This is a genomic window from Streptomyces sp. NPDC057445, assembly GCF_042802855.1.
Lineage (GTDB): Bacteria > Actinomycetota > Actinomycetes > Streptomycetales > Streptomycetaceae > Streptomyces.
The window spans coordinates 86,059-99,245 of record NZ_JBHVDH010000010.1; the positions used below are offsets into that span (position 1 = coordinate 86,059).

At 70.7% G+C, this 13,187-nt stretch carries 17 protein-coding genes and 2 pseudogenes; 7 read left to right on the plus strand and 12 right to left on the minus strand.

The genetic code is table 11. The annotated features are described in order from the left end of the window. The first annotated feature begins 52 nt into the window (after positions 1 to 52). Together ACFU5O_RS21945 and ACFU5O_RS21950 are read left to right on the plus strand one after the other, a co-directional pair. Positions 53 to 409, plus strand: a complete 357-nt coding sequence (locus tag ACFU5O_RS21945; RefSeq protein WP_384242987.1) for a VOC family protein — start codon at positions 53 to 55, stop codon at positions 407 to 409. Then, positions 406 to 858: a pyridoxamine 5'-phosphate oxidase family protein gene (locus ACFU5O_RS21950; RefSeq protein WP_384242989.1), complete on the plus strand. Its 453-nt coding sequence runs from the start codon at positions 406 to 408 to the stop codon at positions 856 to 858. Before ACFU5O_RS21945 ends, ACFU5O_RS21950 begins: the two co-directional genes overlap by 4 nt. A gap of 244 nt (positions 859 to 1,102) precedes the next feature. Here the strand turns inward: ACFU5O_RS21950 and ACFU5O_RS21955 are convergent, their stop codons facing one another. The 3 genes from ACFU5O_RS21955 to ACFU5O_RS21965 form a co-directional block, all read right to left on the minus strand. After that, positions 1,103 to 1,645: a DinB family protein gene (locus ACFU5O_RS21955; RefSeq protein ID WP_384242992.1), complete on the minus strand. Its 543-nt coding sequence runs from the start codon at positions 1,643 to 1,645 to the stop codon at positions 1,103 to 1,105. A 95-nt stretch (positions 1,646 to 1,740) separates the two neighbouring features. Further along, positions 1,741 to 3,198, minus strand: a complete 1,458-nt coding sequence (locus ACFU5O_RS21960) for an aldehyde dehydrogenase family protein (protein WP_384242994.1) — start codon at positions 3,196 to 3,198, stop codon at positions 1,741 to 1,743. Positions 3,199 to 3,261: 63 nt separating this feature from the next. Beyond that, entirely contained in the window at positions 3,262 to 4,095 is an 834-nt protein-coding gene (locus ACFU5O_RS21965; RefSeq protein ID WP_384243248.1) for a helix-turn-helix domain-containing protein, read from the minus strand. A 373-nt stretch (positions 4,096 to 4,468) separates the two neighbouring features. Between ACFU5O_RS21965 and ACFU5O_RS21970 the strand changes: the two genes are divergently transcribed. After that, positions 4,469 to 4,972 (plus strand): ATP-binding protein, encoded by a 504-nt coding sequence (locus tag ACFU5O_RS21970; protein WP_384242995.1) that lies wholly within the window; start codon positions 4,469 to 4,471, stop codon positions 4,970 to 4,972. A gap of 120 nt (positions 4,973 to 5,092) precedes the next feature. Here the strand turns inward: ACFU5O_RS21970 and ACFU5O_RS21975 are convergent, their stop codons facing one another. The 7 genes and pseudogenes from ACFU5O_RS21975 to rpmG form a co-directional block, all read right to left on the minus strand. Next, a complete protein-coding gene (locus ACFU5O_RS21975; protein WP_384242998.1) occupies positions 5,093 to 5,350 on the minus strand; it encodes a DUF397 domain-containing protein in 258 nt (85 codons plus the stop codon). 132 nt (positions 5,351 to 5,482) lie between these two features. Then, a pseudogene (locus ACFU5O_RS21980) lies at positions 5,483 to 5,952 on the minus strand (SRPBCC domain-containing protein). A gap of 28 nt (positions 5,953 to 5,980) precedes the next feature. Further along, positions 5,981 to 6,321 (minus strand): annotated as a pseudogene (locus ACFU5O_RS21985) (ArsR/SmtB family transcription factor). A 251-nt stretch (positions 6,322 to 6,572) separates the two neighbouring features. Beyond that, positions 6,573 to 6,812 carry a 30S ribosomal protein S18 gene (rpsR, locus tag ACFU5O_RS21990; protein WP_384243000.1) on the minus strand — a complete coding sequence of 80 codons (240 nt, stop codon included), beginning with the start codon at positions 6,810 to 6,812 and terminating at the stop codon, positions 6,573 to 6,575. A 1-nt stretch (position 6,813) separates the two neighbouring features. Further along, complete coding sequence (locus ACFU5O_RS21995) at positions 6,814 to 7,947, minus strand: CobW family GTP-binding protein (protein WP_384243002.1); 1,134 nt, start codon at positions 7,945 to 7,947, stop codon at positions 6,814 to 6,816. Further along, positions 7,947 to 8,201 (minus strand): type B 50S ribosomal protein L31, encoded by a 255-nt coding sequence (locus tag ACFU5O_RS22000; RefSeq protein WP_384243005.1) that lies wholly within the window; start codon positions 8,199 to 8,201, stop codon positions 7,947 to 7,949. Before ACFU5O_RS22000 ends, ACFU5O_RS21995 begins: the two co-directional genes overlap by 1 nt. A 49-nt stretch (positions 8,202 to 8,250) precedes the next feature. Beyond that, the gene (gene rpmG / locus ACFU5O_RS22005; RefSeq protein ID WP_009719228.1) at positions 8,251 to 8,415 is read right to left on the minus strand and encodes a 50S ribosomal protein L33; all 165 of its coding nucleotides are present in this window, start codon (positions 8,413 to 8,415) and stop codon (positions 8,251 to 8,253) included. A gap of 53 nt (positions 8,416 to 8,468) precedes the next feature. On the opposite strand from rpmG, the gene rpmB reads away from it, so the two are divergent. Genes rpmB through ACFU5O_RS22020 form a run of 3 tightly spaced genes read left to right on the plus strand, consistent with a single transcriptional unit; the run spans position 8,469 to position 9,572 of the window. Further along, a complete protein-coding gene (gene rpmB / locus ACFU5O_RS22010) occupies positions 8,469 to 8,705 on the plus strand; it encodes a 50S ribosomal protein L28 (protein WP_384243250.1) in 237 nt (78 codons plus the stop codon). After that, complete coding sequence (gene rpsN / locus ACFU5O_RS22015; protein ID WP_384243007.1) at positions 8,705 to 9,010, plus strand: 30S ribosomal protein S14; 306 nt, start codon at positions 8,705 to 8,707, stop codon at positions 9,008 to 9,010. Before rpmB ends, rpsN begins: the two co-directional genes overlap by 1 nt. Before the next feature lie 49 nt (positions 9,011 to 9,059). Further along, positions 9,060 to 9,572, plus strand: a complete 513-nt coding sequence (locus ACFU5O_RS22020) for a hypothetical protein (protein WP_384243010.1) — start codon at positions 9,060 to 9,062, stop codon at positions 9,570 to 9,572. Positions 9,573 to 10,057: 485 nt separating this feature from the next. On the opposite strand, the gene ACFU5O_RS22025 is transcribed toward ACFU5O_RS22020, so the two are convergent. Further along, positions 10,058 to 11,203, minus strand: coding sequence for a DUF2786 domain-containing protein (locus ACFU5O_RS22025; RefSeq protein WP_384243252.1), 1,146 nt, complete (start codon positions 11,201 to 11,203; stop codon positions 10,058 to 10,060). Between the two features lie 355 nt (positions 11,204 to 11,558). Between ACFU5O_RS22025 and ACFU5O_RS22030 the strand changes: the two genes are divergently transcribed. Then, entirely contained in the window at positions 11,559 to 12,119 is a 561-nt protein-coding gene (locus ACFU5O_RS22030) for a sugar O-acetyltransferase (protein WP_384243011.1), read from the plus strand. On the opposite strand, the gene ACFU5O_RS22035 is transcribed toward ACFU5O_RS22030, so the two are convergent. Next, positions 12,109 to 13,023, minus strand: coding sequence for an NADP-dependent oxidoreductase (locus ACFU5O_RS22035; protein WP_384243254.1), 915 nt, complete (start codon positions 13,021 to 13,023; stop codon positions 12,109 to 12,111). The two genes, ACFU5O_RS22030 and ACFU5O_RS22035, sit on opposite strands and share 11 nt — an antisense overlap. Between the last annotated feature and the right edge of the window lie 164 nt (positions 13,024 to 13,187).

Here is a 13,187-nt window from a genome sequence, read left to right on the forward strand (position 1 = left end):
AGCGTGACAAGACACAGCGGGTCGACCGTGACCCACGACCACAGGAGTGACCATGACCGGTTCTTCCACCCAGGGGATCAAGACCGTTCTGCATCCCGTGTCCGACCTGGCGAAGGCCAAGGCGGTGTACGCCGCCCTGCTCGGCGTCCCGCCCCGGACCGACGAGCCCTACTACGTCGGCTTCGAGGCCGAGGGCCAGCACATCGGACTGGTGCCGGGCGGTGGACCGCAGGGCCTGACCTCGTCGCTGGCCTACTGGCACGTGCCGGACATCGAGGCGAAGCTGGCCGAGGTGACCGCCGCGGGCGCCACCGTGAAGGAGCCCGCGCACGACGTCGGTGGCGGCCGCCTGGTGGCCACCGTCATCGACCCCGACGGCAACCTCCTCGGACTGCTTCAGGACCGATGAGTTCCGCACCCCGCTCCCGCGATCGGCGCCGTCGCGACACCGAGCACCGGCTCACCCGCGACATCGACATCTGGGTGGCGAGTGCCTCGGCGGACGGTGCGCCGTATCTGGTGCCGCTGTCCTTCGACTGGGACGGCGAGGCGCTGCTGGTGGCCACCCCGACGGACAGCCCGACCGGCAGGAACATGGCCGCCACCCGGGTCACCCGGCTGGGGCTGGGCCACACCCGCGACGTGTCCATGATCGAGGGCGAGGTCGAGGTCCTCGAGATCGACGCACTGCCGCAGGAGCGGGGTGACCGGTTCGCCGCGCGCACCGGCTTCGACCCGCGCGCCCTGGCCACGCCGTACCGCTGGTTCCGTATCACCCCGCGCCGCGTTCAGGCCTGGCGCGAGGTGAACGAGCTGCCCGACCGCGCGCTGATGCGCGACGGCCGCTGGCTGGTCTGACACCCCGGCCGGACGCACCGCCCGGCCGGGACCCGGCGGCTCCCCGGGCCGAAGCCACCCCACTGCTCACGCTCACGACCTGCTCACGCTCACGACGGTCCGCGCCGCCACCGAACTCGGCCTCACATCGAACGACAACCCTCTGACCGAGGCCGTGTGCGCCGGCGCCTCGGCCTCCGACAACCTGGTCGGCTCCCGGCCGCCATCCGATCCGGCCGGGTCCGAACGAAAGACCCGAGCCGCCTCATCCCTCACCGCTCTCCGCGGCCACCAGGTCGAAGGCGTTCTTTCCGTCCAGCGACTCGCGGACGATGTCCGCGTGCCCGGCGTGACGGGCGATCTCCTGAATCAGGTGCAGCATGAGCCACCGCATGGAGACCCGGCCCTCCTTCGGGAACCAGGGCGCGTCGGGCAGCGGGAAGGTGTCGTCCAGGCTGGGCACCGAGCGGATGAACTCCTCGGTCTCCCTGGCCACGCCGTCCCAGAAGGCCAGCAGGCCCGGGATCGTCTCGTCCCCGACGAGCCGGAAGGCCTCGCCCCAGTTCTCCTCGGTGCGCTGCCGCTCGTTCGGCTTCTGCTGCGCCAACCGCAGCCAGTTCAGTTCGACCTCGGCGACATGCTTCAGCAGACCGGACAGCGAGAGCTCGCTCGCGCTCGGGCGGCCGGCCGCCTGCTCCTCGGTGAGTCCGAGCACGGAACGGCGGATCGCCCCGCGCTGCGCCTCGACGAAGCCGATCAGGGCGCCGCGCTCGTCGCCGTGGTTCTCCGCGGGGACATGGGTGACCATGATGAGTGCCTCTCGTGAGATGCGGTGTGTCCTGACATCCCGCAAACTACGCACCCTTGCGGACAGGTTCTGTCCTCAAGTGGAGAGCGCGGGCCTCAGAGCGGAAAACGCGTCCGGCCGTGCTGCACGGAGATCCACTTCTGCGTGGTGAACGCCTCGACCGTCGCGTCGCCGCCCAGCCGGCCGAGCCCGGAGAGCTTCTCGCCGCCGAAGGCCACCAGCGGTTCGTCCTGGATGGTGGAGTCGTTGACGTGGAACATTCCGGTCTCGACCCGCCGCGCGAACCGCACACCCCGCTCCACATCGCGTGTGTGCACGGCGCCACTCAGACCGTACGGGCTGTCGTTGACCATCCGTACGGCCTCCTCCTCGCCGTCGAAGGGGGCCAGCAGCGCCACCGGGCCGAAGATCTCCTGCCGCAGCAGCGGAGAGTCCTCCGGCAGCCCGGCGAGGACGGTCGGCTCGACCAGATTGCCCCGGGTACGGCCCCGGAGCAGCGCCTCTGCCCCGTCCGCCACCGCCTGGTCCACCAGCCCGGACAGCGCCTCGGCCTGGAAGTTGTTGATGACGGGGCCGATCTGGGTCTCCGGGTCCCGTGGGTCTCCGCTACGCAGTTCCGCCACCTTGGCGACGAACTTCCCGGTGAACTCCGCCTCGACGGACCGGTCGACGAGTATCCGGTTCGCGGCCATGCAGACCTGCCCCTGATACACGAAGCGGCTGAAGACCGCGGCCTCGACGGCGTAGTCGACATCGGCGTCGTCGAGGACGACAAACGCGCCGTTGCCGCTGAGCTCCAGGATCGACCGCTTGAAGTTGCTGCCCGCGACCGCCCCGACATGGCGGCCCACGCGGTCCGAGCCGGCGAACGAGATCACCTTGGGGACCGGGTGCTCTATGAGCGCGTCCCCTATCTCGGCGATGTCCGTGACCAGGACGTTGAGCAGACCGGGCGGCAGGCCCGCGTCCTCGAAGATCTTGGCGATCAGTCCGCCGCCGACCACCGGGGTGTTCTGGTTGGGCTTGATGACCACGGCGTTGCCGAGCGCCAGCGCGGGCGCGACCGACTTCAGGGTCACCAGGAAAGGGAAGTTGTAGGGAGTGATCACACCTATGACGCCGACGGGAAGCCGGTAGACGCGGTTCTCCTTGCCGTCCACCGGGGAGGGCAGGATCCGGCCCTCGGGGCGCACCGCCAGCTGTACTGCTTCGCGCAGGAACTCCTTGGCGAGGTGGATCTCGTACGCCGCCTTGAGCCGGGTCCCGCCGAGCTCCTCGGCGATCGCCTCCGCTATCTCGTCCTCGCGCTCCTGGACGATGCGCAGGGCCCGCTCGAAGACGACCCGGCGGGTGTACGGGTTGGTCTCCGCCCAGGGCCGCTGCGCCCGCTCGGCCGCCCGGTACGCCTGGTCGACCTCGGCGACCGTGGCGACGGTGATGGCGGCCAGTTTCTCACCGTTGTACGGATTGAAGTCGATGATGTCCCACGAGCCGCTGCCGGTCCGCCACTCGCCGTCGATGTACTGATGGGCCAGGTCGGTGAAGAAGGACATTCGATCCCTTACTGCAGGCGCAGACGGTGCAGACTCCTGATGGCGTGTCATCGTACTGTCGTTTTATGTAAGTTGGAGGAGGCCGCGCAGCAGGTCGCGGCTCTCCTCGGGACCGGGCGAATCGCTCTGCAGCCGCTCCATCACCCGCTCGTACTGGGCGACCTCTTCACGCTTGTCGAGATACAGCGCACTGGTCAGCTGCTCCAGATAGACGATGTCGGAGAGGTCCGACTCCGGGAAGCGGAGCATCGTGAAGGCCCCGGACTCACCCGCGTGGCCGCCGAAGCTGAACGGCATCACCTGAAGGGTGATGTTCGGCTGCTCGGAGATCTCGATCAGATGCCTCAACTGGCCCTGCATCACCGACCGGTCGCCGTAGGGCCGGCGCAGCGCCGCCTCGTCCAGTACGGCGTGGAAGCGCGGGGCGCGCTCGGAGACGAGCGCCTTCTGCCGCTCCAGTCGCAGCGCGACCCGGCGGTCGATCTCGGCGCGCGGCGCACCCGGCATTCCCCGGGAGACCACCGCGTGCGCATACGCCTCGGTCTGCAGCAGGCCGTGAACGAACTGGACTTCGTAGATCCGGATGACCGAGGCGGCACCCTCCAGGCCGATGTACGTCTGGAACCAGCCGGGCAGCACATCGCCGAAGCTGTGCCACCAGCCCGCCACGTTGGCCTCCCGGGCCAGACCGAGCAGGGAACCGCGTTCCGCCTCGTCCGTGACGCCGTAGAGCGTGAGGAGGTCCTCGACGTCCCTGGCCTTGAAGCTCACCCTTCCCAACTCCATACGGCTGATCTTGGATTCGGATGCGCGGATCGAGTAGCCGGCCGCCTCACGGGTGATACCGCGCGACTCACGGAGCCGCCTCAGCTGCGAGCCCAGAAGGATGCGCCGCACCACGGAACCTCCGCCAGAGCCTTCCGCCTGGGGGTACCCCCATGACTCCCGTGCGCTCACGTCTCCGGCCCTCCCATCGCCTTCGGTGTCACGGAGCACCCCCGAACCCCGAGCCCCGGATTCTGCCACCAAAACGCTTCACCCCGTACTCAATCGATTACGGAAATGGGAAGCGTTCGGGAAGGGCGCGAAAGAAGCCGGGGGAAGAAAAGAGCGTGAAACGGCACGGGGGCGGACAGGACGGGCGCGTGCACGTGCATCTGCCCTTGCATCTGCCTACCGCATTCGGAACCATGGAGCCCGCGCACCTGCGTACTCGTTCGTGCTCGTTCGTGTTGTAGCGTCACAGCCGCGATTCCCGGGAGTGCCTCGCATGGGGACGAATGGATCGACCATGCTCGAGCCGTTACGGCAGGGGCTTCCGCCTATCGATCCCGCGGCCGTCTCCAGCTCCGCCTCCTGCGCCCTACCCGCCCGCTACGAAGCCGTGAGCGGCGCACGGAAGTTCACGAGCAGAACGCTGAACCACTGGGACCTGAGCGACCGCTTCGACGATGTCGCACTCGTCGTCTCCGAAATCGTCACCAACGCGCTGCGCCACGCCCTGCCGCCGGACACTCCGCGGGAACGCGAGCAGGAGCCGCCCGTGCGGCTCCACTTGATGCGGTGGACGGGACGGCTGGTGTGCGCGGTGCGCGACCCCAGCCAGGACAGCCCCGTGGCGGCCGAGGCCGAGGACTCGGCCGAATGCGGCCGCGGCCTGTTCCTCGTCGACTCCTTCAGCGACGGCTGGGGCTGGCACCCGCTGGCCGGGCCGCTGGCCGGAAAGGTGGTCTGGGCGCTGTTCCGGCTACCCTCGGGCGAGTCGCACGACTGACGCCGCACGACCGAGCCCCACGCCGCAGGAGTTGTCCCGTGCCGCGCGGAGATCTACGCGTGTCGACCTCGGCCACGACCCGGAGACGGCCCGGCTTCCGGGTGCCGGCGCGAGCGGGGCTCATGGGCCGCCACCTGGCCTGCCGCCGACCAGATGGTCGAACTCCCCGTCCTTCACACCGAGCAACAGCGCCTCTATCTCGGCCGGCGTATAGACGAGCGCCGGCCCGTCCGGGAAGCGCGAGTTGCGCATCGCGACATCCCCGCCGGGCAGTTTCGCGAACTCCACGCAGGAACCCTGCGAGTTGCTGTGGCGGCTCTTCTGCCAGACGACTCCGTGAAGCTCTGTGGCCGCCATGCCGTTGTACACGTGGTGCACAGGACGCTCCCCGAGTTACAAGGTGCAAGTGTCAACTGTCTCGGATCATAGCTGCGTTCATATGCGAATGCATGAGCAGATGCACGTGCACGAGGTGTGTCCCTTTGGTTACAGCACCGGTCAAGCCCCCGCTCACAAGCGTTCCGGCGTGACCTCCAGCGCCCTCATGACATGCGAGCGCCGACCGCCTCCCATGATCCTGTGCGCCATCCGCCGGGCCGGATCGTCCGGATCGAACCCCTCGTGCACGAGAAAGAGACGCGTTCCGCGCCCTTCCGGCTCCAGCATCCGGTAATTGTCCGGTCCGCGCTGGCCCCAGGGTCGCTGTCCGCCCAGCGGACACGGAGCATCCGCTCCCGTTCGAAAGCGAGCACCTCCGCCTTGACGGTCCCGGAGAACCCGGTGTCGGGGCAGGGCACGGAGGTCGTCGTGCAGCGACGGCCCACTGCGGGCCGGAGGGCGACACCGCCCGCTCCGCGAGAGGCGACGGGCATCAGCCACCGGGCGATGAGCTCGGGTTCCGTCAGCGTGCGCCGGACCTTGGCGGGCGGACGGGCCAGGAGCTGGCCGACCCGGATGGTGGTGAGGTAGTGGTGAGGTATTCGTCACGGCCTTCCGGACGATCGGAGTTCATGACTCGTCGTCAGGCATATGGTCCAGCAGTTCGCCGAGCCCTTGAGCCGGTCGCGCCAGAACCGCTCGTACGGATGGAGCCGGTCCTGTACGTCGGCGAGCGGAGCGGCTTCGAGGCTGTGGATACGCTGCCTGCCGGAGCGCTCCTCGGACACGGGTCCGGCCTCCCGCAGCACCTTGAGGTGCTCCGAGAGGCTCGGCCTGCGCATGTCGAAGTGATCGGCGTCGGCCTGGACGGGCCGCGGGCCGTCCTCGCGCAGCAGCCGGAGCACTTCGCGGCGGATGGTGTTCGCGAGCGCGGCGAAGAGCAGGTCCACGCTTTCACCGGTGGTGACCATGGGGCCTGCCGTCTTCCTGCTCCGTCCTCCGTCCTCTGCGTCTTCTGCGGCTTCTCGGGGGCGACCTTGGGCCGGCGGCCGGGCGGCATCCGCAGATCGGCGGTGACCGCGAAGCCAGCACCTCGCGGTAGAGGTCGAGCGCGCTCCTGGTCGGAGACGGGAAAGGTGACGAAGCAGGCGTGGGTGATGTTCCCGGGCTCACGATGGGCAGGAATTCCCCTACACGTGAAGCGTAGGGAAATTCCTACGCTTCATCGGGACGACGAGTAGGGCAGCAGCGCCATCTCGCGCGCGTTCCTGACCGCCCGCGCCAGCAGGCGCTGCTGCTGCGCCGAGACCCGGGTGACACGGCGGCTGCGGATCTTGCCGCGGTCGGAGATGAACTTCCGCAGCAGGTCGGTGTCCTTGTAGTCGATGTAGCTGATGTCCGCCGCGTCCAGGGGATTGGGGCGCGGCTTGAGGGGCTTGCGGTCGGATCGGCGCGGGGCCATGTCATACCTCCAGCAGGGAGTCGAAAGCGGGCGGCAGGCGCTTCCACGCCTCCGGTCCCGCCGCGTATTCGGCGTCGGTCAGCAGGCACGACTCCAGGAGCTCCGCCAGGCCGTCCCGGTCGAGGCCCGGTGACGTGAAGACCAGGTGCTGACAGCAGTCCCCGTGCTCGGGATGCCAGTCGAGAGCGGCCGCCGCGCGTCGCACGGGCGGGACCATCTCCCACGCCGCGTCGGGAAGCGAGGCCAGCCAGGGGCCGGCGCTCTCCACGCAGAGGGCGCCTCCCGCCGCGTCCCAGGCCAGCAGGGTGTCCGGCCGGTCCGCCAGCCAGAACCGGCCACGACTGCGGGCTGCGGCACAGGTCAGGTCCTCGAGCGCCGCATAGAGCCGCTCGGGGTGGAACGGCCTGCGACGGTGCCATACGTAGGTGGCGACCCCGCACTCGTCGGCCTCCTGCGGCAGCAGCGCGCACGCCGGGTGCTGCGCGGCCGCGGCCGCCTCGACATCGAAGCCGGCGAGAGCGGCTTCGGCCAGTTCCCCGCTCTCCAGGCGGACCTGCCTGGCCGTCGGGTGCAACTGGGCCAGTAGCGCCCGGTCCTCCCCGTCGGCCTCGTCGTTGTCGGCGAGGGCGAGAACGGGCGCGTACTCCAGCTGCCGCGCCCAGGTGTCGGCCACCGTGCGCCGGTCCGTCGCCGCGGCGGCGAGACCCGCGTCCATCAGGTCGTCGCCGTTGGCGAGATACGGCAGCAGCAGGGCCGGGTCGACGGCGGTGATCACTCCGGTGAGGCGCAGCCGCCCGTCGCCGTGCGCGGCCACGACCTCGGCCATCGCCTTGGGCTCTACGGAGTCCCACAGCTCGACCACCGCGAGGCGGGTCGTCCCGTCGTCGGCGAGCCGCTCCAGCTCGGGCAGGAGGTCCTCGCGCAGCGCGCAGCAGGCGCAGTCGTTGGCGAGCGGCGCCTCGCCGGTGGACAGGACACCGGTGGCGTCACGGACGGTGCGTACGACCGTGCCACGGGACGCGGTCGAAAGGTCGTGGTGGAGCGCGACGCTGCCGGGCACGGCGGCCAGCAGCTTCCCGACCGTGGCCGTGCGGGCGTCGGAGTGGAGCCCGCCCACGAGGGCGACGGACAGCATCAGCGGGCCTCGCGCTGTCCGTAACGCCGCTCGAAGCGTTCCACGCGTCCGGCCGTGTCGAGCACGCGCGCCGTCCCTGTGTAGAAGGGGTGGCTCTCGGAGGAGATCTCGACGTCGACGACGGGGTACGTGTTTCCGTCCTCCCACTCGATCGTCTTGTCGCTGGTCATGGTGGAGCGGGTGAGGAAGGCGAAGTCGGCGGCCCTGTCGCGGAAGACGACGGGCCCGTAGGCGGGGTGGATTCCTGGCTGCATCGGTAGCGGGCCTCCTTCTGGGCGGGTTTCTGGGCGGGTTCTGGGCGGGTCAGCGCTCTTCGCGGAAGTCGACGTGCCGGCCGACGACCGGGTCGTACTTGCGCAGGGTCATCCGGTCGGGGTCGTTACGACGGTTCTTGCGGGTGACGTAGGTGTAGCCGGTCCCCGCGGTGGAGCGGAGCTTGATGATCGGGCGTAGTTCGTTGCGGGCCATGTTGCTAGGATAAATGGAAATGGTTTCCATTTCCAATGAAGGAGAGTGTGACGTTGTCCGCACGCTGCCAGCTGACCGGGGCCGAGCCAGGCTTCGGCAACCGCATCTCCCACTCGCACCGGCGCACCTCGCGGCGCTTCGACCCGAACATCCAGCGCAAGCGCTACTGGCTGCCGAGTGAGGGCCGCCACGTACGGCTCACGCTCAGCACGAAGGCGATCAAGACGGTGGACAGCATCGGGATCGAGGCCGCGGTGGCCCGGATCCGCGCCCGGGGAGTGAAGATCTGATGGCGAAGAAGAGCAAGATCGCGCGCAACGAGCGGCGCAAGGCGGTCGTCGCGCGGTACGCCGCGCGACGCGCGGAACTGAAGGAGATCGTGCGCCGGCCCGATACGCCGGAAGACGCACGACGTGCGGCGCAGGCCGAGTTGCGACGTCAGCCGCGCGACGCGAGCGCGACCCGGGTCCGCAACCGGGACGCGGTCGACGGCCGGCCGCGCGGCCACATGCGGAAGTTCGGGCTGTCGCGGGTGCGGCTGCGGGAGCAGGCGCACGCCGGGTTCCTCCCGGGAGTGACCAAGTCCTCCTGGTAGCAGGGCTGGTAGCTTGGCGCGGTCCTGCAAGCCATCAGGGGGAAAGATCGTGCACAAGCTCGTACGAACCGGAGTTGCCGCGGCGGGTCTCGCCGCCGCCCTCGCGCTGACCGGCTGCGGCAGCGGCGACGACCCCGCGGACAAGGATCGCGGCGAATCGTCGGCCGTGCCGAGCGGGGCGACCGGCGGCGGGTCCGGCGGCAGCTCCGGCTCCGGCGGCGCCAAGGCCGCGGACCTCGAAGGCACATGGGCGGGCCTGGGCAAGAGCCAGGTCATCGCCCTGTCGGTCAAGGACGGCCACGCCACGCTCCTCGCCGGTCAGCATGTCTGCAACGGCGCGGCCAAGGACGGGGACAAGGTGACGCTGTCCCTGAAGTGCACGGACGGCGACACGGAACGCACGTCGGGCTCGGTCGAGTCCAACGACGGGAAGACCGTGGTCGTGTCCTGGTCCACGGGCGCGAAGGACACGCTCACGAAGACGGAGCCGGGCGACGGCTTCCCTTCGGGCCTGCCCACGGGCCTCCCGACGGAGCTGCCGACGCCGCTCCCGACGTCCTGACGCGCTTCGTTCCGACGCGCTTCGTCCGGCCCGGGCCTGCCGGGCGTCCGACAGCCCGGCCTTCCGCTCCGCGGGGGCCGGGCACCGGACGCGGCCCTGCGGCCTCGACGCCGACCAGGCGACTCACCGCCCGCCGCCGTGGACGAACTCCTGCCGGAACCGACAACCCCGCCTACCACTCCACGAGGTCCCGGCACCGGACGCGGCCCGCCGGACCCGGCCCGGCCAACGGCTGAACCCGCAGCCGTCACCGCGCCGGACGCATCCGCGACCTGGGACGCATCGACACCGGCCAGGCGACTCACCGCCCGCCGCCGTGGACGAACTCCTGCCGGAACCGACAACCCGGCCTACCACTCCACGAGGTCCCGGCACCGGACGCGGCCCGCCGGAGGCAGCCGCGACGTGGGACACCTCGACGCCGACCGTGGCCGCCTCGACGAACTCGCCGCCGTTCGCGTGTCCGGGTGCCCGGTTTCGGGGTCCTACCGGTGCTCCCCGCCGGGGAGCTCGTCACGGGTGCTGCCCGGTGGCATACGAGCCGTGTCGGCGGCTGTCGTGCCATGGTGCCAGCCCTCGGCGTCGGTGGCGCCGCGCACGCGGGTCCTGACCGTCTCGGGGAAGAGGCGGTCCGCATGGGCCGTGACCGCGACATCCCGTGCGGCGAGGACCGGAAGCAGATCGCCCGTCCCGGCCTCCTCCGTGACATGCGACGCGGACTCGGTGAGCCGGGTGCCGATGCGGTCGGCGTAGGCCAGGAAGAAGGACTGGCGGAAGGTCTTGGTGCGCTTGCGGCCCCCGGCGCGCTGGGAGGCCTCCGCGCGGGTCATCGCCGTCGTGCCCTGGACGAGCAGGGACGTGTACAGAAGCTCGACCGCGTCCAGATCGGAGGCGAAGCCGACCACCGTGGAGAAACCGAAAGCGCTGTTCCAGACCGCGCGGCAGCGGTTCGCCGAGGCGACGGCGCCGAGAAGGATCGCCTTGGCGGTCTCGTACGGCGGGTCGACGCCGATACGGCACGCGCCGGGCACGTCCGCACGATGGGTACGCGCCGCGAGCAGCGCCTCGTCGACGCTGTGGCGCGCCATCAGCTCCTGCGCCTTCGCGGTGAGCGCCTCGGCCTCCTCAGGGAAGCCGGTGGCCTCCGCCTTGGCGAGGAGCCCGCGGATCCTGACCAGCATGCGGGGCTCGTTCCCCGCCGCAGGTGGCAGATGCAGGGGCGAGCCTGGCACCGGGCCGACCGGTTCGATCGCGGGGAGCCGTACGAGCAGCCGGTACAGCTCCAGCACCGCCGTCGCCCAGGAGAACCGGTCCGCGGGCGCCTTCGGCGCTGCCGAGGGCAGCCCGGCCAGCTGCGCGGCCCAGCGCGGGGGCAGTTCCTTGCCGTAGCGCCGCGTCTCGCTCCTGATCAGCCAGGCGGCCAGCTGGGTGTGCGCCTCATCGAGGTCGCGCCGGACGATCCGTACGACATCCGCGGGCTGCCAGCCGCGCTCCCAGGCCCGGCGTACGAACTCCTCACCGCGCCGCGTCAGTTCCGCGTCCGAGGCCGGGTCGGCGGCCAGCAGCGAGGCGCCGGTGTCGAGCGCGTCGTCGTCATCGGCGTACAGCGCACCGCCGAGCGCCCGCTCCACCACATTCACGTCGAGGGAGCCTACGCGACGGCGGTCCCGGGCCGCCCGAGCCGTCCGGGCAGGCGAGGGGCCGGCCGCTCCTACCGGGGCCGCGGTGGGAGCAGACGGCGTCCGCCGCAGCCATCTTCATCCACAGCCTGTGGATATCGAACTGCCGCGCGACCCTCCGGCTGCGTGCCCGCCCGGAAAGGGACGCCGGGCAGCCGATGCCGAGCGAGCGGCCCCGCCTCCGGCCCGGATCGGTCCCGGCGGTCCCCTCGGTCCCGGCTTCGGTCCCGGCTTCGGTCCCGGCGCCCCGCAGGCCATGTCCCCGCTGCCGCCCCCGACTCCTCAACGCCCCCCGTACCGTGGCCTCATGGGTGAGAACAAGCAGCGCATGCTGGCCGGTGACTGGTACCTGCCCGACGACCCCGAGCTCGCCGCAGACACGGAGCGCCGCTTCGCGCTCTGCGCGGCCTACAACGCGAACGGCGGTGCGGCGCCCGCCGACCGGGCCGGGATTCTGGCCGAACTCCTCGGCTCGGTCGGCGCCGACGTCCGCGTCCGGCCGCCGTTCCAGTGCGATTTCGGCAGGTACATCACCATCGGCTCCGGTACGTTCGTCAACTTCGGAGCCGTCTTCCTCGACGTCGCGCCGATCACGATCGGCGCGGACGTCCAGATCGGACCGAACGTCCAGTTGCTCACCCCCACCCATGAACTGGACCCCGATCGGCGACGCGAGGGCTGGGAGAAGGGCGAACCGATCACCATCGGCGACAACGTGTGGCTGGGCGGCGGCGTCATCGTCTGCCCGGGGGTCACGATCGGCGAGAACACGGTGGTCGGGGCGGGGGCCGTGGTCACGAAGGACCTGCCGCCGGGCGTGCTCGCGGTGGGGAACCCGGCCCGGGTGGTGCGCCGGATCACGGCTTGATGATCAGCTTGCCCCGTACGTGCCCCGCCTCGCTGAGCTGCTGGGCCTTCGCGGCGTCCGCGAGCGTGAAGGTCCCCGCGACCGGAAGGCTCAGACGGCCGTCGGCGGCGAGACGCGCGTGCTCCGCAAGCCCCTCCCGGACCCGCTCCGGCGGTGTACCGCCCGCCGAGAACCGCACTCCGTGGTCGGCGGCGTTCATGTCGGCGATGGTGACGACGCGGTCGGTCGTGCCGCCGCGCAGCTCGATCGAAGCGGGCAGGGCGTCCTTGCCCGCTGCGTCGAAGACCGCGTCGACACCGTCGGGGGCGACGGCGCGCACCCGCTCGACCAGTCCCTCCCCGTACGCCACCGGTATCGCACCGAGCGCGCGCAGATCGTCGTGGTTGCCGGGGGACGCGGTACCGACGACCGTCGCGCCGAGCGCGACCGCCAGCTGAACCGCGACCGACCCGACCGCGCCGGCGGCGCCGTGCAGGAGCAGCGTCTCTCCGGCCTTGAGACCGAGCTCGTCGAGTACACGCTGGGCGGTCTCACCCGCGACGGGCAGGGACGCGGCCGATTCCCAGGAGAGCCCGGCGGGCTTGGGGGCGATGTCCCCGGCGATGGCGTACTGGGCGTACGCACCGGTCTTTGTCCAGCCGAACACCTCGTCACCGACGGCGGCGTCGGTGACGCCGTCGCCGAGCGCGTCCACGACGCCGGCGAACTCCAGGCCGGGCGTCGCGGGGAACGTCGTCGGGTAGTGCTGCTCGACCCAGCCGTAGCGGCGCTTGTGGTCGAGCGGGTTGACACCGACGGTGACCACCTTGACGCGTACTTCGCCCGGACCGGGCTCGGGCCTGCGCGTCTCGGTGTGGCGCAGCACCTCAGGGCCGCCGAACTCCTCGTAGACGATCGCTCGCATCGTTCCCGCCGATTCCGCCGATTCCGTTGCTTCCGTTGCTTCCGTTGTTGCTTCCGTTGCTTCGGTCAGTTCCATGCCGGGCTCCCAATGGCCGGGGTGCTGTTGACCTTTCCAGCCTCGGTCGGCGACGGGCCCGGCCCGGCCCTCCTTTGGGACAGTCCGTA

Excerpts from the sequence above, each read along its gene's own strand:
- ACFU5O_RS22030 (WP_384243011.1), top strand. The coding sequence starts at position 11,559 with ATGGGTGAGAACAAGCAGCGCATGCTGGCCGGTGACTGGTACCTGCCC.
- rpmG (WP_009719228.1), bottom strand. The coding sequence starts at position 8,415 with ATGGCCCGCAACGAACTACGCCCGATCATCAAGCTCCGCTCCACCGCG.
- ACFU5O_RS21970 (WP_384242995.1), top strand. The coding sequence starts at position 4,469 with ATGGGGACGAATGGATCGACCATGCTCGAGCCGTTACGGCAGGGGCTT.
- ACFU5O_RS21955 (WP_384242992.1), bottom strand. The coding sequence starts at position 1,645 with ATGGTCACCCATGTCCCCGCGGAGAACCACGGCGACGAGCGCGGCGCC.
- ACFU5O_RS21995 (WP_384243002.1), bottom strand. The coding sequence starts at position 7,947 with ATGCTGTCCGTCGCCCTCGTGGGCGGGCTCCACTCCGACGCCCGCACG.
- ACFU5O_RS22000 (WP_384243005.1), bottom strand. The coding sequence starts at position 8,201 with ATGCAGCCAGGAATCCACCCCGCCTACGGGCCCGTCGTCTTCCGCGAC.
- rpsN (WP_384243007.1), top strand. The coding sequence starts at position 8,705 with ATGGCGAAGAAGAGCAAGATCGCGCGCAACGAGCGGCGCAAGGCGGTC.
- ACFU5O_RS21945 (WP_384242987.1), top strand. The coding sequence starts at position 53 with ATGACCGGTTCTTCCACCCAGGGGATCAAGACCGTTCTGCATCCCGTG.
- ACFU5O_RS21950 (WP_384242989.1), top strand. The coding sequence starts at position 406 with ATGAGTTCCGCACCCCGCTCCCGCGATCGGCGCCGTCGCGACACCGAG.
- rpsR (WP_384243000.1), bottom strand. The coding sequence starts at position 6,812 with ATGGCCCCGCGCCGATCCGACCGCAAGCCCCTCAAGCCGCGCCCCAAT.
- ACFU5O_RS22035 (WP_384243254.1), bottom strand. The coding sequence starts at position 13,023 with ATGCGAGCGATCGTCTACGAGGAGTTCGGCGGCCCTGAGGTGCTGCGC.
- ACFU5O_RS21960 (WP_384242994.1), bottom strand. The coding sequence starts at position 3,198 with ATGTCCTTCTTCACCGACCTGGCCCATCAGTACATCGACGGCGAGTGG.